This window comes from Labrys sp. E2SS-1L (assembly GCF_057073705.1).
Genome location: NZ_CP172713.1, coordinates 51,225 through 71,187, shown reverse-complemented (window position 1 = coordinate 71,187; position 19,963 = coordinate 51,225). Strand labels below are relative to the sequence as shown.

At 60.1% G+C, this 19,963-nt stretch carries 18 protein-coding genes and 3 pseudogenes; 4 read left to right on the top strand and 17 right to left on the bottom strand.

The window, feature by feature from the left end; all coding sequences use genetic code 11:
- Positions 1-20 precede the first annotated feature (20 nt).
- Positions 21-767, top strand: a complete 747-nt coding sequence (locus ACIGJE_RS26120) for a Pnap_2097 family protein (RefSeq protein ID WP_483680808.1) — start codon at positions 21-23, stop codon at positions 765-767.
- 304 nt (positions 768-1,071) lie between these two features.
- Here the strand turns inward: ACIGJE_RS26120 and ACIGJE_RS26115 are convergent.
- The 10 genes and pseudogenes from ACIGJE_RS26115 to ACIGJE_RS26070 form a co-directional block, all read right to left on the bottom strand.
- Positions 1,072-1,560, bottom strand: a pseudogene (locus tag ACIGJE_RS26115) (2OG-Fe(II) oxygenase family protein); the annotation flags it as partial.
- Positions 1,561-1,600: 40 nt separating this feature from the next.
- Positions 1,601-2,605 (bottom strand): inorganic phosphate transporter, encoded by a 1,005-nt coding sequence (locus tag ACIGJE_RS26110; RefSeq protein ID WP_367626358.1) that lies wholly within the window; start codon positions 2,603-2,605, stop codon positions 1,601-1,603.
- Entirely contained in the window at positions 2,605-3,249 is a 645-nt protein-coding gene (locus tag ACIGJE_RS26105; protein WP_367626359.1) for a DUF47 family protein, read from the bottom strand. Before ACIGJE_RS26105 ends, ACIGJE_RS26110 begins: the two co-directional genes overlap by 1 nt.
- Before the next feature lie 240 nt (positions 3,250-3,489).
- Positions 3,490-5,406 (bottom strand): sensor histidine kinase, encoded by a 1,917-nt coding sequence (locus ACIGJE_RS26100; RefSeq protein ID WP_483680806.1) that lies wholly within the window; start codon positions 5,404-5,406, stop codon positions 3,490-3,492.
- 73 nt (positions 5,407-5,479) lie between these two features.
- The gene (locus ACIGJE_RS26095) at positions 5,480-6,823 is read right to left on the bottom strand and encodes a sigma-54-dependent transcriptional regulator (protein WP_483680805.1); all 1,344 of its coding nucleotides are present in this window, start codon (positions 6,821-6,823) and stop codon (positions 5,480-5,482) included.
- Between the two features lie 175 nt (positions 6,824-6,998).
- Positions 6,999-7,949, bottom strand: a complete 951-nt coding sequence (locus ACIGJE_RS26090) for a polyphosphate polymerase domain-containing protein (RefSeq protein ID WP_483680803.1) — start codon at positions 7,947-7,949, stop codon at positions 6,999-7,001.
- Positions 7,950-8,029: 80 nt separating this feature from the next.
- Positions 8,030-8,605, bottom strand: coding sequence for a DUF4956 domain-containing protein (locus ACIGJE_RS26085; RefSeq protein ID WP_367626363.1), 576 nt, complete (start codon positions 8,603-8,605; stop codon positions 8,030-8,032).
- Positions 8,606-9,004: 399 nt separating this feature from the next.
- A pseudogene (locus tag ACIGJE_RS26080) lies at positions 9,005-9,475 on the bottom strand (ParB/RepB/Spo0J family partition protein); the annotation flags it as partial.
- Between the two features lie 143 nt (positions 9,476-9,618).
- Positions 9,619-10,119, bottom strand: coding sequence for an SRPBCC family protein (locus tag ACIGJE_RS26075; RefSeq protein WP_483680800.1), 501 nt, complete (start codon positions 10,117-10,119; stop codon positions 9,619-9,621).
- On the bottom strand, positions 10,103-10,459 hold the full coding sequence (locus ACIGJE_RS26070; RefSeq protein WP_483680798.1) for an ArsR/SmtB family transcription factor: 357 nt from the start codon (positions 10,457-10,459) through the stop codon (positions 10,103-10,105). Before ACIGJE_RS26070 ends, ACIGJE_RS26075 begins: the two co-directional genes overlap by 17 nt.
- A 140-nt stretch (positions 10,460-10,599) precedes the next feature.
- Here ACIGJE_RS26070 and ACIGJE_RS26065 point away from each other — a divergent pair, with 140 nt between their 5' ends.
- On the top strand, positions 10,600-11,241 hold the full coding sequence (locus tag ACIGJE_RS26065) for a dihydrofolate reductase family protein (protein ID WP_415085344.1): 642 nt from the start codon (positions 10,600-10,602) through the stop codon (positions 11,239-11,241).
- A 204-nt stretch (positions 11,242-11,445) separates the two neighbouring features.
- Here ACIGJE_RS26065 and ACIGJE_RS26060 read toward each other — a convergent pair whose 3' ends face one another.
- Positions 11,446-12,327: a DUF4238 domain-containing protein gene (locus ACIGJE_RS26060; protein WP_415085342.1), complete on the bottom strand. Its 882-nt coding sequence runs from the start codon at positions 12,325-12,327 to the stop codon at positions 11,446-11,448.
- Between the two features lie 85 nt (positions 12,328-12,412).
- Complete coding sequence (locus tag ACIGJE_RS26055; protein WP_415085340.1) at positions 12,413-13,078, bottom strand: hypothetical protein; 666 nt, start codon at positions 13,076-13,078, stop codon at positions 12,413-12,415.
- 149 nt (positions 13,079-13,227) lie between these two features.
- On the opposite strand from ACIGJE_RS26055, the gene ACIGJE_RS26050 reads away from it, so the two are divergent.
- A complete protein-coding gene (locus ACIGJE_RS26050; protein WP_415085338.1) occupies positions 13,228-14,850 on the top strand; it encodes a hypothetical protein in 1,623 nt (540 codons plus the stop codon).
- 61 nt (positions 14,851-14,911) lie between these two features.
- Here the strand turns inward: ACIGJE_RS26050 and ACIGJE_RS26045 are convergent, their stop codons facing one another.
- Both ACIGJE_RS26045 and ACIGJE_RS26040 read right to left on the bottom strand, forming a co-directional pair.
- Complete coding sequence (locus tag ACIGJE_RS26045) at positions 14,912-15,142, bottom strand: ubiquitination-like system serine protease family protein (RefSeq protein WP_483680797.1); 231 nt, start codon at positions 15,140-15,142, stop codon at positions 14,912-14,914.
- 209 nt (positions 15,143-15,351) lie between these two features.
- Positions 15,352-15,723 carry a winged helix-turn-helix transcriptional regulator gene (locus tag ACIGJE_RS26040; protein WP_415085417.1) on the bottom strand — a complete coding sequence of 124 codons (372 nt, stop codon included), beginning with the start codon at positions 15,721-15,723 and terminating at the stop codon, positions 15,352-15,354.
- 134 nt (positions 15,724-15,857) lie between these two features.
- On the opposite strand from ACIGJE_RS26040, the gene ACIGJE_RS26035 reads away from it, so the two are divergent.
- Positions 15,858-16,766, top strand: coding sequence for an SDR family oxidoreductase (locus ACIGJE_RS26035; protein ID WP_415085336.1), 909 nt, complete (start codon positions 15,858-15,860; stop codon positions 16,764-16,766).
- A gap of 200 nt (positions 16,767-16,966) precedes the next feature.
- Here the strand turns inward: ACIGJE_RS26035 and ACIGJE_RS26030 are convergent, their stop codons facing one another.
- The 3 genes and pseudogenes from ACIGJE_RS26030 to ACIGJE_RS26020 form a co-directional block, all read right to left on the bottom strand.
- Positions 16,967-17,650, bottom strand: coding sequence for a carbohydrate binding domain-containing protein (locus ACIGJE_RS26030; protein ID WP_415085334.1), 684 nt, complete (start codon positions 17,648-17,650; stop codon positions 16,967-16,969).
- A gap of 240 nt (positions 17,651-17,890) precedes the next feature.
- Positions 17,891-18,451: pseudogene (locus ACIGJE_RS26025) on the bottom strand (IS630 family transposase); the annotation flags it as partial.
- Between the two features lie 401 nt (positions 18,452-18,852).
- Positions 18,853-19,962 carry a mandelate racemase/muconate lactonizing enzyme family protein gene (locus ACIGJE_RS26020; RefSeq protein WP_415085332.1) on the bottom strand — a complete coding sequence of 370 codons (1,110 nt, stop codon included), beginning with the start codon at positions 19,960-19,962 and terminating at the stop codon, positions 18,853-18,855.
- Position 19,963: the final 1 nt, after the last annotated feature.

Below are 19,963 nucleotides of genomic sequence, written 5' to 3'. Positions count from 1 at the left end.
TTGGCCCGGTGCTCCTCGGCATGCCGCATCTGGCCTTGAACGGCCTGTCGGAGACCTGGCTGCTCAAGGAACTGGGGCATCGGCACTGGCTGATGCTGGCGCAGATGGCCGGCCGGCCGGTACCCGACTTCAGGGACGCAGCCGGTGCACCCGTCTATGCCGCCTTTCGCTCGGTGGAAGTCTGCGAGGCGGCCTTCGAAAAGGCTCGGGAGAATGATGTCCTGCATATCCGCAGCGCGCTGTCGCGGATCTCGCGCACGCAGATGCGCAGCTGCCATGAACTGGCGATCGATGGCGCTTCCATCGGCTCGGTCATCCTGACCTCGGTCTTCGTGCATCGAAAGGCGGGGGCCTCCAACCATTCGATTGCCCGCATTGAGGTTGCAGGCCTGCCCCCATTTGCTGCCGTGACGCCGCCCCAACTTGCGCCGCGCATGCCCGACCATGACCCTCGGATAACCTTCGAGTGCTTGGAGTTCACGCCGTGCCCGAGCCAAGATTTCAACGGAGCCGGCTTTCTGTATTTCACGAGCTTTCTGGCCTTCGCCGACAGGACGGAGTGGGCCCTCACGCCGCCGCCAACACGGATCTGCAACGTTGCGCGACGCGACATCACCTACTTCGCGAACCTCGATCCGGGCGAGGCGATCACGGTCCACCTCGGCACCTTGCATGTCCGGCGTGACCTGCGACTTCTTTGCTGCCGCATCAATCGAAGCAATGACGGCACTCCGCTGGCGGATATCCGTACTTTAAAACGCCTTTGAAGGAGACGCCGCTTTGGCGACAGAAGACTTGGTGGATCAATTCCCATGACGAAAGCGTGCCGCGGGATGGCCGGCGGGCAGCCGTGGGCGACCACCCAATTTCTCACGCAGCGTAGCGGTGCGATAGTCGCGCCACGCCACTTGTCGCGATGAAGGCCATCCGTCCGGCCGCGTCACTATAAGCCGACGGCAGCCCACCGGCGATGAGTCGGCCAGGCGGCCCCTGTTATCGGCCTCAGGCTCCCGCCGATCATGGGTACCGTGCAGGAGAGCCGAGGGGAGTCTCACACGAAAGGCCGGCGGGCTATGCAGTTCCCGCCTTTTCCAGGAGGTGAAGCAGGTCCGGATGATGTTTGGCGGCAACATCCGGATGGGAACGCAGGCGGCTCTTGAGATGGTTGATGCCCACCTCTCTGAAGATCGGATTGAGTGGATCGACCGTTACGCCCCGCTCGCTGCCCCGAAGCTGGTCCGGCAACGGGATAACCGGTATCCTGGCGTGATAGCGGGCACCGAGGAAGAAGGCGACCGAAAAGCGTTCCGTGCCGCGCGGCGGCGTGACGATATCGTGAACGTCGGCGCGCACGAAGCCGTTCGTCGCCATTTCCAGGAGCTCGCCGCTGTTGATGACGAAGGTGCCGGGTACGGGCGGGGCATCGATCCAGACGCCTTCTTCGGTGCGAATACGCAGGCCCGACGTCGTATCCTGCAGCAGCACGGTGACGAAGCCGCCATCCTTGTGCGCACCGACCCCCTGGTCGCTGCCGGCGGCATCGCGGCCGGGGTAGCGGATCTGGGCGCGCTGCCCTATCTGGCTCGGGTCCATGGATCGCTTAGCCAAACATCGCCGCCAGGAAGTAGACCAGAGCCGAAATGATCGCCGCGGCGGGAAGCGTCACGACCCAGGCGACGACAATATTGCTGGCCAGCCCCCATCGAACGGCCGAGACACGACGAGCCGCGCCAACACCGACAATGGCACCCGTGATCGTATGCGTGGTCGAGACCGGAATGCCCAGCCAGGTCGCACCGAAAAGGGTCAAAGCACCGCCGGTTTCCGCGCAGAAACCCTGCATCGGATTGAGCCGCGTGATCTTCGATCCCATCGTATGCACGATCCGCCAGCCGCCGGCGAGCGTACCGAGGGCCATTGCCGCCTGGCAGGACAATACGACCCAGAACGGCACGTAGAAACTCGAACCGAGATAGCCTTGTGAAAACAGCAGCACCGCGATGATGCCCATCGTCTTCTGCGCATCATTGCCACCGTGCCCCAGCGAATAGAGCGAAGCGGAGACGAATTGCAGAATACGGAAGGTACGGTCGACGGCGAAAGGCGTTTGCCGAACGAAGATCCAGGACACCGCCAGAATCAGCACCAAAGCGAGAAAAAAGCCGATCGCCGGCGACAGGAAGATCGCCGAGACCGTTTTCGCAAGGCCTGAGAGCACGACGGCACTTCCGCCCGTCTTGGCGAGACCTGCCCCCACAAGCCCACCAACGAGTGCGTGCGAGGAACTCGACGGAATGCCGAGCAGCCAAGTGAGCACGTTCCACACAATCGCGCCCATGAGAGCGGCAAAGATCACCGCCGGCGTCACGATGCCGGGATCGATGATGCCGGTACCAAGCGTCTCGGCCACGTGCAGGCCGAAGAAAAGGAAGGCGATGAAATTGAAGAATGCCGCCCAGAACACGGCATAATGCGGTCTGAGCACGCGCGTCGAAACGATGGTGGCGATCGAATTGGCCGCATCGTGCAGGCCGTTGAGAAAATCGAAAATGAGCCCGACGGTGATGAGACCGACCAGGAGCGGCAGGGCGAGAGCTGTTTCCATCAGACGTTCTCGATGACGATGCCGCTGATCTCGTTGGCGACGTCTTCGAAGCGGTCGACGACCTTCTCCAGTTCGCCATAGATTTCGCTGCCGATGAGATAGGCCATGGCATTGCTGGTGCCGTTGATGCGGAAAAGGTTCTTCAGCCCCTCTTCGTAGAGCTCGTCCGATTTGTCCTCGACCCGCGTGACCTCTTCGGCGAGGGCGCTGAGCCTTGCCGAATTCGGCCCGATCTGCGTGAGCAGCGGTATCGCTTCGGCGACCAGATGCGCAGCCTCGGCGATCAGCACACCCATTTCCCGCATGCCAGGCTCGAATACGTGCTGTTCGAAGCGCCGAATGGTCTTCACCGTCTTGTTGAGCATGTCGATCGCATCATCCATGGACTGGATCAGATCCTTGATGTCGCCGCGATCGAACGGCGTTATGAAGCTGCGGCGGGTTGCAAGCAGCACCTCGCGGGTGATCTCGTCTGCCTCGTCTTCGAGCTCCACGATGCGGCTACAGTGCTTTTCGATATCGCCCTCGCCCGCCAGCATCGCCTTCATCGCCTCTGCTGCGCCGACGACCGTCTTCGAATGGCGCTCGAACAGGTGAAAGAACTTGTCCTCACGCGGCAGGAGCTTCTTGAACCAGCTGAGCATGCATCGAATCCGGCTGTAGAATTGTCACATAGCGGTCATAGATGAAAACCGTTGCGCGTAAAGGTCCGGTCAAAAAAGAGAACAGCATTCAGGATCTGCAATGGACCGTTCGGCGATCAATGTCCTCGACGCCGGGCGAACGCGACGGCCGCGTCTCGGGCGGCATCGCTCCCAAGACCTTGGGCAGCGAAACCGGCCACCGCTGGCGAACGGCCGTGGCCGGCGATAGGCGGCGGCATCTCAATCTTTCGACACTGCCGCCGGCAGGCGTACGATCATGACAGTGCCGCCCTTTGGATTGTCGCCGGGCTCGACGACGCCGTGATGCTCGTCAACGATCCGCCGAACGATGGCGAGTCCGAGCCCAGTACCTCCGCGTCGTCGCGTAAAGAATGGATCGAACAGATGCGGCAAATCCTCGGCCGCAAGCCCGGGGCCTGAATCGGCGACGCAATACTCGATCCATCGGCTTCCGCCTTCATCCACCGTCGCCCGCGTGGTGACGATCACCTCCGATCCCCTAGGCGCATGCTGCAGCGCATTTTCGATCAGATTGACGTGCACCTGCACCAAGCGGTCGTAGTTCATCATCACCAGGGCGTCTTCCGATACCCGATTGACGAGAGTGACACCCACGGCCTCGGCAGCCGCCCGGCAGGAGCGGAGGGCCTCCACGAGTCCCTTGGCCACCGATTCAACCGCGCGATCATCCGGTGATGTGCGGCCATATTCGAGCAAGGCGGACATCAGTTTGTTCAGCCGGTTCACCTCGCGACGCAACACGCTGCTGAAGCGCGGATTGATCTGGCCGAGTTTTGCATTCGCTTCGATCGCATCAAGGGTGGAGGAAATCCCGAACAGGGGATTGCGCACCTCATGCGCGACGCCGGCCACCAACTGCCCCATAGTCGCCAGAGTTTCGCTGCGCCGCAGTTTCGCCTGCAACGCTTCCCGTTCCCGTTCGGCTTGCTTACGGTCGGCAATCTCCTGGCGCAGGTCTCCCACGCTCTGCTGCAACTCTCGCTCATTCGCCTCCAGCAGATCCCGCGAAACCGTGGTCTCCTGCAACCGTTCGGTCATGAGATTGAATTGTTCGGCAAGCCTGCCGAATTCGTCGCGGCTACGGATGTCGATACGATGATCGAGATCGCCCGCCCTGATCGCTTTGGTGCCGTCGGCAAGCCTCTTCAGGGGTCGATTGGTCGCGAGGGCGAGCCATATTCCAACGGCCAGCGCCACCAGGAAATAGGCAGGAATGAGGTATCGGAGCGTCGCCTTCACATGTTCGATGGCGGTGTCCGCCTTGTCCTGGGGCTCCGACAGATTGCTTGTCAGCATCGGCTGGATCTGATCGTCAAAAATGTCGTCTATTTGTTCGGCGAGTTGGGCGAACCGTCGCGCATCCGCGCTGATCCGGGTCTCGCCGGCGATCAGCGCCCTGGTGTTGGCGAATACCTTTAGATGCCGCCCGCGCAATCCTTCGTGGAGTTGCCGGTCCCGGTCCACCGAGATCAATTCGCGATACCGGGCCAGGGCATTGTGCTGCTCGCCAACCTTCTTAACCAGATACTGGCGTTCCGGATCGGCCGTCCGGTACTTGAACATGGTCAGCCAGAAACCAATTTCAGCGGTTTCGGCCTCGATGTTGGTGAGGGCTAGCAACCTGTCGTTCCTGTCGGGCCGGCCATCCGGTGCCGCCCCTTCGTGTTGGGCGTCGATCAGAGTGTCGATTTCCTCCAGCAGGGCCGTCGTGTCCCCGAATATCGCGTCGAGCCGGTCGCGCTCGTCCATCAGTTCTACGCCGGCAGCGACGAGCCTTTTTTGCTGTGCACGGACCTCGCGCCCCAATCCGCGTGCCCGATCGCTCGTAGCGAGTTGCATGTAGATGGCATGGCGTCCGGTAAAGTCCTCATCGTCCCGTGCTATCTCGGCTTTGACTTTGGGCTGGGGGTCCCGGACATAGCGCAACACCCCGTTCGTATATTCCTCGGCATTCTTCTCCATCTCCAGCGCGGCGATACTGAACGGCACGCTGACGCTGTCGAGCGTCGCCAAATAGCCGGCGACACTGTCCAGATTGCGGTAGACGTGCAGCAGCACCAGCAAGCCGAGCGTAACGATGATGGTGATGCTGGCGTAAATCTTGACCTTGAACATATCGCCCCTGCGACCGCAGAAGGACGCCAATATCCAGGTCCAAGCTGCGGAATGGCGGCCGGTAACAGGCCTTTTACGACGTCTTGATGCCGTAGCTCTTGATTTTCAGGTACAGCGTGCTGCGTGGGACGGCAAGGCGTAGCGCCGCCTGCGCCACCCTGCCCTCCTCTTCCGCCAGGACGCGTTCGATATGTTGCCGTTCGACCTCTTCGAGCGTGAGGTTGGTATCGGGGCTGGCCAAGGTCCCACCGGGCATGAGGTTGAAGCGCAGGTCATGCGGCTTGATGCGGTCGTGTTCACACAGCAATGTCGCACGCTCGAGCACATTTCGCAGTTCGCGTATGTTCCCAGGCCACCCATAGCTGCAGAGAGTTCCCATCGCCTCGTCGGATAGGTCCAGCTGGCGACCACGGCTGGCCGGAATTTGGGCTAGCAACGTGCTGGCAAGCACGGGAATATCCTCTATCCGATCGCGCAGGGCAGGAACCAGAAGCGGAATCGCGCTGATCCGAAAATAGAGATCGCTGCGAAAAGTGCCTTTCCCGACTTCCTCGGCCAGATCCTTGTGGGTGGCTGCAATGAGTGCAATGTCGATCTCGCGCTCGCGAACTGCGCCCAGGCGGCGAAAACGCTTTTCTTCCAGCGCCTTCAGCAATTTGGATTGCACGCGCATATCCATGTCGCCGATCTCGTCGAGGAACACGGTTCCGCCATCGGCGACTTCCAGCAACCCGCACTTGGCGATTACGGCGCCGGTGAAGGCGCCCTTTTCGTGCCCGAATAACTCGGCTTCGAGAAAGTCATGGGACAGTCCCGCGCAGTTGAGGTCGACGAACGGCTCTTCGGCGCGCGGACCATTGCGATGCAGCCATTTTGCAAGCTGGCTCTTGCCGCTGCCTGTCTCTCCCAGAATGAGGACTGGGCTCGATGTACCACGTATCTTGATCGCTTGAGCCGCCAGTTTTTCGATCGCCGCGCTTTGGCCGGCAAACGGATCGACACGTTCGCGGCTTTCACGGGTGGCGACGGCGCGCTGCTGACGCTGAAGCCGCTGATTGGCGAACAAGCGCTTCAGGATGGCATGCAGCACGGGCAGTTCGATAGGCTTGGTCAGGAATTGCTCGGCGCCTTCCTTGACCGCCTCAACCGCCAGTTCAATGGTGCCATAGGCCGTCAGCACGATGAGGGGAACACCGGGGTCGACCTGCTTGAATGCGCGCAACAGATCGAGGGCGGTGCCATCGTGTAACCGGTAATCGATAACCGCGGCGTCCGGTGTGGACGCCTGAAACAGCTCCTTCGCCTTCTGGCAGCTGTCGGCTTCGAAAACGCGGTATCCCTGCGATTCCAGAAAGGCATGCACCCCAAAACGAATGCTATCTTCATCGTCGACGATCAATATGCGCTTGCTTGACAAGGTGTGCCCTCCGCAGATTCCCGTTGCCCTATCGGGCAGGCTGCATCGGCATCGGGTCTGGATTATCCGCTCTTGTCCAGCACTCGATATAGCTCAGCATGATACGTAGATGTCCATTCCAATAACAGCCGGCCCGTGGTGGCCCTGCTTTTTCAACCAGCCAACGGCCTTCCTCTCAACAGGTTGCCGGATGCCGATGTTCGAGCGAGGCGGTCTTGACAGGCTGCGACGGCTTCGCCAGCCATGCGCCGCTCGAGGTCGGAACCACGCCGAGCCTGCGCAAGGCGCCCAAGAACTTGTTGGACTTGGAGACTTCATTCAATGCCGCCATCGCCACGCAATATTTTGAACAGGTGTTGGTAGGATGCTGGTGCAGCCGCCTTAGGATCTTGTCGGCAATGCCGTTGGCGTTGCCCGACTTGACTTCCACCAGGATCAGATCGCCGTCGATGGTTTGTGATCCCGAGGTGCCCGCAAACACAATTCCGGTATCGATCGTTACACGCTCGCCACCCTGCTTGGCCACGAGCGTCGCGCGCTGATAACGCATCGCGAGCGTGGGTTGCAGTTCACGCGTGAACTCGCGCCGGTAAAGGTCGCGATAACTGGAAGCGACGAACTGACGTGCCTCATCGTCCATCGTCCCGTACATTTCCACCGGACACTGAAGCCGCTCCTTGATCGTCATCCCGCGCATATGCTTGAGCTTGACTTCGACAAAGCAAAGATCTGCATCGACATATTTGCGCATCCGGACCTTGCAACGGATACGCCGCCCCTTGTGGTGATCAAAATAGGCGGAGCGTTCCGCATCGTCGAAATAACAGGTATCGTATGTGAAATTGCGCTTGCCGTCGATCTCCAGAATATCGAATTGCTGGATCAGTTCACCGATCGCCTGGTGGAGCATATCGGCACGCACCACATATTTGTTGTCACGCCGGTCCAGCATATCGGCCTTTGCGTCGAGTTGCTCGAGCCCAATCGGTCGATAGGGTTCAACCAGCCAGCGAGGAACAATGGTGCGAGGCGCCGGAAAATTGAACAAGGGCTGCATATCAGCCTGGGCCGCGGCATCTTGGCCAATGCTGCCTCCCATCGGAAAGCCTCTTTCTCTGGTGAACATGGCATAGCCTCTCCAGTTCTCATTGTCGCGAGCGCACGGGACGACCGGGCACTGCCTGTCTCGGCGCCGCTGTCAGGGCGTCACTTGTTGCGGAAGAAGACGTTGATCAAGGCGGTTTCGTTCACATAGTCGAATGCCTTGATTTCATAGTAGATCACCTCAACTCCCAGGCGTTTGCCAAGGTCAGTGCGCATCGCCGGCTCATCGGTAAGGGCGCGATGGTCGATCTCGTCGAGTACGATCTTCACGCCACTGACGGCTTGCAGGAAGCGGGGATGATCGAGAATGAATGCGCTGAGCAGCAGAAACACCACCACCGTGGCGACCAGCCCGAGCATCGTACCCGTTACTGAGCAGACCAGCGCGATGGCGATGGAGGCAAAGAAATAGCTGATTTCGACCTTGTCGAACTGCTCCGACCGCAGCCGGAACAAGGCCAGGATTGCAAAGAGGCCAAAACCGGCAGCGACACCGAACTCGACCGAAGACAGGATGATGAGGACCGAAAATGTCGCAACGTTGAACATCACCGCCGTCGTTGCGAATTCCTTATCGTAGCGACGGCGGTAGTACATGCCGAAGATCAGCAAAAGCACGGCAATGATGTCGATGCCGAACCGCATCAGCAGTTCGAGTGGTGGGATAGGCAGCGCCAATTGTGTTCTCCGCAACAGCATGAGGGACCTTGCGAATGCCTCCGCAAGATGTGTGCCAACAACGGGAAACTCTCGAAAAAACTATGAATATATAAGATATAACAATGAGTTGCTTTAGTTTCCGGCACACTGCTCATGGCGACCGGCCGTGAGGCTGTCATCTTGGAGAGAGCAGAATCCAGAATCTGGACTCATCATTTTCCAAATACTGTACTGCGAGCATAAGGACGGCAGGCGGGCGAATACCGGAACGGGTCGGCGCCGCCTTTCAGACAGCCCAAAGCGCGAACCCTGCTTTCGGTGACGAATGTGTATTATACGCAAGGAGGCCGCTAAATCGTTTGCCACCGGCATCGCCGACCTCCGACATCATAAAACGCCAAAAATCCCCGTCCTGGCCCGGCTGTGGCACGCCCTCACATTTGCTACCTTCACCGTCACCGTGGCGTTGTTGATCAGGACGACCTCGCGGCCCCAGTCGAACTGGTGGGCGTCGCCCTCTGCAAAACATAGCGGAATGAACGCCTGCGCCATGATCGCGCCGCGCTCTTGCTCCCAAGCTCGAGCGTATCGGCGTACCGCCGCAAGCCGCAGGCGCTGCTTCACCACCTGGCCCGTGGTGAAGAAGGCGGCGGCGATGGCCTCCTCGCTCAGGCCCTTGGTGTGCAGCTCAAGGAAAGCGCGGAATTGGTGGAGGGGATGGAGCGCCACGCGCTGGGTGTTCTCAGCCGGGCTGTCGTCCTCGGCGAGGATCGAAATCGAGGGCTCGCGCACGACACAGGGTACAGGCGTGGTCTTGGCCAGGCGCTTTTGCTTCACGAGCAATGCAAGCGCCTGATAGCGGCGGCCACCGGCCGGTACCTCGAACATGCCGGTTTCGGAGCCCTTGGCATCGAGCACCGGACGGACATTCAGGCTCTGCAGCAGCGTGCCGCGGCGGGCGATGTCCTCGGCCCGTTCCCCGTCTCAGCCATTCGACGCCTTCGACGCAGCCCCTGAAAGCCGCTGCCCGACTAGTCGGCCCCAGCTTTTGCTCGCCCGTCCAGCCAGGCGGCGAGGCCGTCCAGCGTCTGCAGTCCGTATCCCACCGCGCCGAAGCCGATGACTGCCTGGCGCCGTTCGCGGCTGGGGTGGAGCTGGCGCATGGTCAGCACCGTCTTGCCATCGGCCTGCTCGTCGAAGGTCACCGTGACGCGGAAACGGTTGGGGTCGTCCGGGTCGGGTGTGCCATGGTCCATCACGATCCGCTCGTTCGGCACGATTTCCAGGAAACGCATGAGGTTGGGGAAGCGCTGCTCCTTGCCTTCGAACATGCCGACCATATCGAAACGCCAGACCCCGCCCTCGCGGATATCGGCTTCGTGGCTCTCGATGTTGAGGGCGGTCGGGCCGAACCATTGGGCGAGTGCCTTGGGATCCATCCAAGCGGCAAAGACCTTGGCGCGCGGGTGGTTCAATAGCTTGACCAGCACGATCTCGCGGTCAAGCGACCAGGTCTCAAACTGGCTTGCCATGTCTTTCCTCGTCCTCTTCCGTCTTGTCCAGATAGGCTTCCAGTCGATCCAGCCGTTCGGCCCAGCGCCGGCGCTCCGCTTCCATCCAGTCCGCTGCCTCGTCGAAACGCGGCCGCACCAGCCGGCACCAGCGGCTGCGCCCGCGCTTTTCGCTGGCGATCAGCCCGCAATCTTCCAGCACCCTGAGATGCTGGGCGAACGAGGGCAGCGCCATGTCGAACGGCTCGGCCAGGACACTGACCGGCACCTCGCCCTCGGCAAGCCGCGACACCACCGCGCGGCGGGTCGGATCGCTGAGAGCATGAAAGGCAAGGTCGAGGGGGGTCGAATGGTAAGGCATGTGCATCCGTAAAGCGGTCGCGGATTCCGGTCAACGACAAAAAGGTACTTGCCTTAGTGTCTGCGTTCAAACATAAAGGTATCTGCCTTAGTATTTGGCTCGCACAGGGCGAGCATGCAACCACACGCAAGGAGGCCCCGGTGGCAGTTCGTGTCGATTTCAACCTCTCGCTCGACGGTTTCGCGACAACGACGGACCAGACGCCCGAGCAGCCGATGGGCGCCGACTGGATGCGCCTCGTCGGCGCCTACATCGCGACAAGGACGATGCGGGAGCGCGTGTTCAAGGACACCAGCGGTGAAGGCACGACCGGCATCGACGACAGATATGCCAGGGCCTATTTCGACAATATAGGTGCGGAGATCATGGGCGCCGGCATGTTCGGGCTGCACAGCTTCCCCGATGACCCGAACTGGAAGGGGTGGTGGGGCGACGAGCCACCGTTCCGTGTCCCAGTCTTCGTCCTGACCCACAGGAAGCGGCCCTCGATCGAAATGGCCGGCGGCACGACATTCCATTTCCTCGACGCCACGCCGGCCGAGGCGCTCCGGCAGGCCGTTGCCGTCGCGGGTGGAAAGGACGTGCGGATTGGCGGCGGCGCCAGCACCGTCCGCGATTTCCTCAAGGCGGGGCTCGTCGACCGCCTCCACGTCGCCATCGTCCCGATCCTGCTCGGACGCGGCATCCGCCTTTGGGACGATCTGCGTGGCTTCGAGCTTGGCTACACGGCGGAGTCGGAAACCGCAGAGAGCGGCACCATTCACCTGACATTCCGGCGCTAGCCGCCAGCCCATGGACAGCATGATCATGGACTGCCCACAGGCGTCCATGATGTCGGTTTTTCGAACGGCCAGCGCCGGCGCCGCCAGCTCGCTCCCGGCCCCGTATTTGACTGTCCGCAACGCGCCCCATTCCGGCCGTTCGATCTGTGAGTTTGAATTCCCGAAAGCAGACATACGCCGGCAAAGTGCTCGCATTGAATCACGTCAATCCGGGCGTTCTGGCACTCCTATTCGCCATGCAGGATCAAACCCGTCTCTCCACGACACTAACGCCTTGTGGGCGTAATGGGCTGTGCGTCTGTTCAGTGCCGCAACGGTGGTTGCACTCGCCCTGACGTATCGCACCGACTTTTCGAAGCGCGTCATAGGGTGATGCAGGATGATCGTATGCCGCGGCGAAAGCGGCATCACCACCTCGATGCCCGGGTCCGCCAGCGAACTCTTGTGAGTTAGGAATCTATGCCTAGGCACCGTTGGATCGAACCAAGTTACCGGACTGTCTGAGGTAATGAAGCCCGGCTCAACGGAGTACATAATAGTCATCGTCATTTCACTGAGCGTGGGCAGGCCATCCATCATAGCTCCAGGCAGCAAAAACTGCATGGGCGACGCCACCGCTTTTCGAAGGTTGCGCAGTTCCGCCTCAGAATTTGCGGTTGAGCCCAGGGCGACGGTCTTCGCCTCAGCTGCATCCAAGGTCTGCCGCCAAAGCGCCCGCTGGATCTCTCTCGCTTCAGGCGTGCGCCCGTGCATAGCTGCGATGAAGGCTATCAACTGCGATTGCCGAAGCCGAGGCAACTGGCGGTGGCCGGCTACAAAGTCTGTGATGAGTGTCTTTAGCCCCTGCTCAAGTTTCGCCAGCTCAAACTCTATCCGCAGATCCCGGGAACCATCGGGCCCGAAGATCGTGTAGATGTCAGTCTCGGTGAACAGGTTTTGGGGTGCTCGTTTGCGGCCGACGCCGCCACTAGGATCAAAGGTCCACACAAATGGCTGCATTCCCGCAGGCGTATTCGGATCGCACCAGGCGGAAAGGTAGCTCCTTGGGATATAGTGCTGCGATTTGTGGTTACGGGACTTAAGCACAGGCCGTCACCATGAGCTCACCTCATACTGGCGTTGCCTATGACAGCTGAAGGCTAAACAGCCTGCTCGACATTTGCGCACTAGCTCACTCTAACTTCAGTCGCTCCCACTCGCCAATCAACGTCCTGTACTTTTCATGAAAAACTGTCTCCTCGTTGCCCTGCAGCGGCGTCGTTTGCGGAGAGAAGAACGTACGACGCAGGGCATCGATAACACGCATATCAGCGGGGTCCGCGTCGGTTAGTACTTGTTGCATTACCCAGAGCCCTAGCCTCCCGCCTTCTTCTGAGAGCGGTGGCTCTTCACTGAAGTACGGGTATACCACGCGTGTGTATTCCCCCCGGACGCGCGCATGGAGTGCATCCCTTATCCGAACTGTGGCGCCCAAGCTTTCAATCCGCAGGCTGCCGTGCATGCTTGTAGGAACGATCTCTACAGGCTCGTTTGACCAACGCAGTTTTGCGCTAAGCAGTTCGAGGACTCCGTCGCTCAGTAGCGGATATAGTCTTTTGAAGTTCCTGTTCGACAGGATGCGATCCTGGGTCAACTGCGTTAGGTCACCTCGGCCAGAGATGTGCGTCTTAACGTCCGACCAAAAGGGTAGGTAGAAGTCGCCACCTCGACTTCTAGTACCGCCCGCCTCCTTTTTGCGATCAAGTCGGATGTCCTCTTTCAAAATGGATCGTCGCAGTGAATTGGGCGAATAGAACAACTGCAGCGCCTTTCGGAGAGGGATATCTAGAACAGACATACGTGCTCCACACTTTGATCGAAGTACAACTATCTTCTTGGCGTCCCGTCGACACAATGGGAAAGAGCATTGTTTTCACTAAATTTTAGTGCGACGACGCCCACTGCGGTACCGATTCTTGGTCCGCGCCAGCGGGTAAGGGAGAACATATGACAATCAAGCAGACCTTCTTCAATCTGGCTGACCTGCCAAAGCTTGCGGCGCGCACCTGGACACCCCTGCGGAGGGTGACGAAGTCTACGCTTAACGATCTCCCGCCTGGCGTCATTTCTGTAACCGAATTTCACGGGATAGCGACCGTTGCGGTTCATTCCGCTAAGTCAGCTGATGTAGACACGATGGGATGGGGCGATGTCGGGCTCAACCCGCATCGGGCAGGCATGGAATCATGGGGCTACCAGTCATCGGATGTGTTCCGCGGCTGGGGTGACACCGAGCTTGGCATCAACCTGGTCATTGCCCAACACCTCGAGGAGCCGAGCAAAGAGATTTGGCATCTGCATCCTGATCTGGTGGTGGCGCTCCGGCTCATTCGGGAAGGCGATCGCTGGTACCGGCCCGAAGAAGGGTGGCCGGAGGTCGTTCGCCTAACCCGCAACGATGCCGGCGAGCCGGTTTGCCTTGAGATCAAGACCGAATTCCTCAACGACTACCTCGTGGCGCGGGACATGCGTTTCTTTTGCTCTAGTTATACCGAACGGACGGCAGTGACCGAGAAAGACCCTGGCTATGGCTGGTCTCGCAAACCCATTAATGAGAAAAAAGGCCGAGATCAGCTCGAGTACATTACCGCGCCGGCGGGTTGGCCCCATCCTCACCGAACCTTCTTCACAAGGGGTGCCATATGGCGAACGGAGTGGCTGGACCCCGGTACGATCAGCACGCGCATCCGCGGCGATAAGGCGACCGATGAAGTCTCTTTTGTGACCAAGCCGGACGGTACCCGAGTGGCAGCAGGTCGGCTTGATGGAGATATCGGCTGGCTCTACTTTGACGCAGGAGTGGTCAATGCGCTTCTCCGACATCGCGGTGGACGGCTCCATTGGGCATCGAGAGATACCGGTGGTGTTGGTGCGACTTCGGACACAGTCCATTTTGGCGTAAACGACCTTGGCCTGATCACCGTTTTTGCCAAGGATATCAGCATGCTCAAGCCCTGGGAGCAGCGGACTTGGGCGGCCCACAATGTCACCCCCGATGGGGGCGTGTCAGAGGAGCTGTTCTCAGCGCAGATGATGGTGCAGCCGGCATCAACTAAGGCGCCCGAGGCCCTTATTGAAAAGGCTATTAATAACCTCGCTTCGAGCTTTCGCGAAAGGTACGGTCAGGAACTGCTGCGTGAGAATGCCCAAGTATCCGATATTCTCAGGCGGGCTCACCGGTTTCGCTGTGTGGAGACGGAGGGGCTGCTGGACCTTTCCAAGCAGGTGACGCGGCTGTTCACCGAACGCGTTGATGTTGATGCCGTACTTGCGCACTGCCCACCGCTCGCCAAGGGCGAGAAAAAGCCGGCGTCGCTAAAGGCTATTGAGCGGCTGTTGGGCACAATCCTACCCGAGGAACAGGCAAGGAAGATGATGGGGCCACTGTTTGGCCTTAACGATCTTCGCAATGCAGGATCGCACCTTGGTTCCAGTCTCGTGCAAAGTGGTCTTGAGCGCCTTGGCGTCGACGATAGAAAGCCACACGCCATGCAGGGCTTGCAACTGCTGGAGAGCGTGGTCAGTACGCTGCATGAGGTCGAGGGGGCGATTGCCGTTCCAAAGGCGTGACCGCCTCTGACAATAAGCAAGACTACCCGGCTCGTTTGATCGATCCGGGTAGTCAGAGCGGCTAGGCCGTTTCGGAATCGCCGCACCAAACAATCCGGCCTGAGCGCAACCAGAAATGCGATCTGCATCCTGTATTTCGCCAGACCGATGGTCGCAAAGTCGGCCGACCGTTTGCATTGACGGCAATGTCCCACCGAGGGTTCGCGCCATCGACGACGAGCATTTCGATAGTGGCGCCGCATGGACACATCATACCTACACTCCAGCGTTCGCCGTCGTCGATAGTGAGCACTAGGTCCCTGGAAAGGTCGTTGCCGCCCAGCGGCGGCTGTTCGGGTGCCGGAGTTCAAAAAGCGTCTGGTTGGTTGGTCCGCTTCAATTCTAAATGCGCCAAAACCAGACATTCCGCTTCCGGCCCCTCAGTTGCCCTTCGCGAGCGCTTCTTGTTGTTGAGATTGTTTCCAATCCCTTTCGAAAACGAAGTTGGACAAACGGGCAGCTTCAACCAGCCGCATCGAACGCCATACGGGCGACCTTGATTGCGGCTTGGCTTCGATTGGCCCATTGGACGAGGGATGCCAACGGTTCAAGAATTGTGGCGCCAAGGGGCGTCAGCCGGTACTCGACGCTTGGCGGCTTGGTGGGGAACACCGTGCGCGCGACCAGGCCGTCACGCTCCAAATCGCGAAGGGTCTGCGTCAGCATCCGCTTGGATATGTCCGGAATCGCCCGCAGGAAAGCGCTGAATCGGTGCGGGCCCACCGCGAGGGTGGCCAGGATCAGCGTCGACCATTTGTCACCGATGCGGTCCAGAACATCCCGCACCGGGCATTGGGAGTCGAGTGACCCGTCGGGCCGGCGCGCCAATACCAATCCGCTCGGTGTGGTATCAGGTGCCGGCACGGTTACTTCTGTCTCACCCTGTCCCAAAATTCTGCCTCCTTCACGACGGCATCGGTCTCACTTAATTACCTTGTGCCAGATATGAACCACAAGGAGAACGACCCATGCCCACGACGCCGAAGCTTTTCGTGACCGGCGCAGCCGGCCAGCTAGGCACGCTCGTCATCGACGCGCTGCTCGAGATGGTGCCTGCCCGTGCCATCGTGGCGGGCGTGCGGGATATCACCAAGGAAGCTGCAGCCAGGCTCCAGGACAGAGGCGTCGAGGTCCGTATTGCCGACTACTCCAGGCCGGAGACGCTGACGAGCGCGTTTGCCGGCGTGGATCGACTTCTCCTGATCTCCGGCAGCGAGATCGGCAAGCGAACGGTACAACACCGCAATGTCATCACCGCCGCCAAGGAGGCCGGCGTCGGCATGATCGCCTACACCAGCATCCTTCACGCGGATTCGTCTCCGCTGTTCCTCGCCGATGAGCATCGCCAGACGGAGGCCGCGCTGGCGGAGGCCGGCGTGCCGTTCACGCTGTTGCGGAACGGCTGGTATACCGAGGTCTTCACATGGCGCCTGCCCGCTGCCCTGAGCCAAGGCGTGCTCATCGGCGCAGCGGCAGAAGGGCGCATCTCGGCCGCTGCCCGCGCCGACTATGCCCTGGCTGCGGCGACGGTGCTGGCCGGAGAAGAGCATGCCGGCCGCATCTATGAATTGGCGGGTGACGCCTCCTTCGCACTGGCCCAATTGGCTGCCGTCGTGTCCGAAGCCTCGGGCAAACCGATCGTCTACCAGAACATGACCCCGGACGAATTCCGATCGGCGGCCGCCAGCGCGGGCGTACCGGAGATGTTTGCCGAGATCCTGTCGGACACCGATGCCGGCGTGGCAAAGGGGGCACTGCTCGATGAGGGCGGCGACCTGGCCCGGCTGATCGGGCGGCCGACGACCCCTTTCCAGGCCACAATCTCGGGGTTCGTCCACGATCAGCAAGCGGCCGGCCAGGCGCCGAGCCACACATAAACGGCCTCGTCTCCGCGCTGCATTTCTCCAGCTGCTTCCACGCCGGCGTGCTTCTGGCGCGCTGGCGTCTCGTGCGGCCCGAAGATCTGCTTCAATTGTCGCAGGTTACAAAAGCCATCCTAATTGCCGCTGTCTCGTGCTGCTGTATTTCATTCGCGATCTCGCCAATACCTTGGGGGCGCTGGCGCTAGGGTCGCCCGCTAAGTCCGGTCAAATCGCTCCCAACGATGGCGGTGAAGGAGCCTGCGACCTAAGCGCCGACAATTGTCTCTGAGCCACTTCAGTCCGGCCGCAACATGTTTTCGTCCCAACGAGAGCACCAGGAGCGCCACTGCCAAATAGGAGATCATGCTCGTACCGGGGACGGGGCCGGGAATCTGCACCAACGATACATCGTCCACCCGCAGCGGTGCCGTCAACAATCCGGGCAGGTTCGTAAAGACAAGGCTCGTTAAACCGGCAGGCAGGCTAACCGTGAGCGTATAGAGGTTGTATCCCCCCAAACCGAGTATCGTTACGTTGTAGGTTCCGAGGTAGGTCTGTCCACCGAGCTGGACGCTGAAGTTGAGGGTGCCTAGCGAAAGCGAAATCTGTGGCGCCAGGTAGAAACTCAATCGGTAAGAACCCGCAATCGGAATATTGATAGTTTGCGAAATTGTGCCGCCATTGAGGGCGAGCGAACCGAAATTGCCTCCTCCGTGCGCCGGTACCAACAACGTTCCCGCTGTTCGCCCGGATCCCCCGCCATACGTCCAACCGGAATTGTTTGTCTCAAAACCTCCGTTGGTAATGAGCTGTGCATGGGCTCGCACAAGCGAAACTGGCGAAAGAAGGAGGGCGAACACGACGAGCAGTGGTCCCCCTGCCCTGCGCAGTACATTCATGCCGTACCCCGGCCGCTATTCGTAGATCGACTCGCTCCGCAGGTTAACCCAAGGATGGAGAGGCTACAACCAGCCGATAGCGGCGATATGGCGTTGAGGAATCTTTTCTTATTTTCGAATATTCGACAGAGAAACGAATTCTTTCTTATTTGCTATTCTATATTTGAATGAAGATATTCTTAAATATAACTTTGCATGATTTTAATTATTCGCTGAGCATGGATTTAGAGCGTGCTTCATTTAGACGGAGGCATATCCGGATTTTGTAAGATAGTTATTGCATTCGCTTGGCGAGAAGGCGTGGAGCAGGTCTCCAACCTTTCGCCAAGCCGTCTCTACGGTTCTGGGTTCGGCCTTTCTGATTAGGTGTTTGAGCTTGGCGAAGAACTGTTCGATCGGATCGAGGTCGGGATTGTAGGGCGGCAGGAAGAGAAGGTGGGCGCCTGCCTGCCGGATGGCGCGTCGTGCCGCCTGGCCCTTGTGGCTGCCGAGGTTGTCGAGGATGACGATGTCGCCCCTGGCGAGGGTCGGGACGAGAACCCTCTGGACGTAGAGGGTGAAGATCTCGCCGTTGATCGGGCCATCGATGACCCAAGGTGCATCGACGCGATCGGCCCGGAGCGCTGCGATGAAAGTGAGCGTTTCCGAACGGCCGTGCGGTACGCGAGCTGGAAGGTGCTGTCCCCGCGGCGCCCAACCTCGTAACGGCGCCATGTTGGTCTTCACCCAGGTCTCGTCGATGAAGACGAGGCGGATGAGATTGATCCAGGCCTGATGTGCCTTCCAGCGAACCCGTCTCCGCCTTGAGTTTGCGCCACTTCGAGACGCAGGACGGGCTGATCTTCAGCGCCAGTCCAATGGAGCGGATCGTTTCCCCCGCCTCAAATCGAGCCCGTGCACGCCCGCAGAGATCTTCGGAATAAGGTCTCCTCATCCCTGCCGGCCGCCTTCTCCGGCAGAGATCATGCCGCCGCATAGGTTCATCGTATGCTGGCGTTGAATGTTCAAACGCCTTCATCCAGATCGGTTACTTCGACCGCGCGTCTACCAGCGAGCAGATCCTTTTGAGCACCCCGTGGAAGCATGAACTTCGGATCCTCGTCTGCAGCGAGCAATGACCTACTTATGGCGGTCAAACGATCGCATGGCCGCTGCTTCGTATGCGACGTTGCCGCAGTGGTGCTTTGGCGACAATTCGCAAATCATCCCCCATAGCTGGCGACAGCCGGCCCGAACATGCCGGGTTCCGGCTTGACGCCAAGGCCGGGGCGTTGCGGAACGGCGATGTGTCCCTCGACGATCCTTATCGGGTTGGCGCCGTCGTAATGGCCGTCAATATATTCCTGGGCGATCCAGGCCCCTTCGCAACGGCGCGGTTCGACTGTCGAAGCCAGATGCGTACATGCCGCCGCGATAATGTCGCCACCCCAGGCGTCGTCGCAGGTGTGGGGCAAGGATCGGATGGCACATATGTCACGCACCGTCGTCATCTTGGTCAGACCGCCGAGCCGGGTCACCTTGAAACCGAAGCCGTCGGCTATGCCCATGGAGACCGCCCGCAGCACGGCATTCTGATCCTCGGTGCTTTCGTCGAGATAGATGGGATGGCTGACCCTTCCCTTCAGGGTGGCGATCTCTTCCATGGTGTTGCAAGGCTGTTCGAGCACGAAAGGGATGGACTGGCACAAATGGCTGAGCTGCATGGCGGCAGCCACGGTCATGCCGCGATTGCCGTCGACGGCGATGCGCGCCTTGAAGCCGACCGCCTCCCAGACCTTGCGGACTGTTGCGACGTCCTGCTCGAGGCTGCGGCCGCCGATCTTGACCTGAAGGCGGGGATAGCCTGCCCTGACCTTGTCGGCGGCAATTCGCGCCGTTTCGTCCGGCTCGCCGACGATCAGGGAGTAGTAGCTCTCGACGCGATCCGTCAGCGCGCCGCCGAGCAGCGTCGAAACCGGAACGCCGAGCTGCTGGCCGAGGAGATCGAGGAAAGCGATATCGAGCGCGGCCTTGGCATAGCCGTGACCGTTCAAACGCTCATCCATGCGCTTGGCGAGCAGCCGAATGGACTGCACCTGCTGACCGATCAGGCCCGGAGCGATCTCGGCGATCGCTGCACGAGCACCGAGGGCATGCTGGGGCTGATAGACCGGGCCGATGGGACACGTCTCGCCCCAGCCCGTCAGCCCCTCCTCCGCCACCACTTCCACCAGAGTACTATCGAGCGATTGAACGTCATCGCTTGCCATCCGGTAGATCCCACCCTTCACGGGCAGAAGGACTTTATAGACGTTGATGGTCTTGATGCGCATT

What these genes read in the sequence shown, in the direction of transcription:
- ACIGJE_RS26120 (WP_483680808.1), top strand. Translation starts at nt 21, where the DNA reads ATGCCGCATCTGGCCTTGAACGGCCTGTCGGAGACCTGGCTGCTCAAG.
- ACIGJE_RS26035 (WP_415085336.1), top strand. Translation starts at nt 15,858, where the DNA reads ATGCCCACGACGCCGAAGCTTTTCGTGACCGGCGCAGCCGGCCAGCTA.
- ACIGJE_RS26050 (WP_415085338.1), top strand. Translation starts at nt 13,228, where the DNA reads ATGACAATCAAGCAGACCTTCTTCAATCTGGCTGACCTGCCAAAGCTT.
- ACIGJE_RS26020 (WP_415085332.1), bottom strand. Translation starts at nt 19,962, where the DNA reads ATGCGCATCAAGACCATCAACGTCTATAAAGTCCTTCTGCCCGTGAAG.
- ACIGJE_RS26055 (WP_415085340.1), bottom strand. Translation starts at nt 13,078, where the DNA reads ATGTCTGTTCTAGATATCCCTCTCCGAAAGGCGCTGCAGTTGTTCTAT.
- ACIGJE_RS26110 (WP_367626358.1), bottom strand. Translation starts at nt 2,605, where the DNA reads ATGGAAACAGCTCTCGCCCTGCCGCTCCTGGTCGGTCTCATCACCGTC.
- ACIGJE_RS26030 (WP_415085334.1), bottom strand. Translation starts at nt 17,650, where the DNA reads ATGAATGTACTGCGCAGGGCAGGGGGACCACTGCTCGTCGTGTTCGCC.
- ACIGJE_RS26070 (WP_483680798.1), bottom strand. Translation starts at nt 10,459, where the DNA reads ATGCCTTACCATTCGACCCCCCTCGACCTTGCCTTTCATGCTCTCAGC.
- ACIGJE_RS26090 (WP_483680803.1), bottom strand. Translation starts at nt 7,949, where the DNA reads ATGTTCACCAGAGAAAGAGGCTTTCCGATGGGAGGCAGCATTGGCCAA.
- ACIGJE_RS26105 (WP_367626359.1), bottom strand. Translation starts at nt 3,249, where the DNA reads ATGCTCAGCTGGTTCAAGAAGCTCCTGCCGCGTGAGGACAAGTTCTTT.
- ACIGJE_RS26100 (WP_483680806.1), bottom strand. Translation starts at nt 5,406, where the DNA reads ATGTTCAAGGTCAAGATTTACGCCAGCATCACCATCATCGTTACGCTC.
- ACIGJE_RS26075 (WP_483680800.1), bottom strand. Translation starts at nt 10,119, where the DNA reads ATGGCAAGCCAGTTTGAGACCTGGTCGCTTGACCGCGAGATCGTGCTG.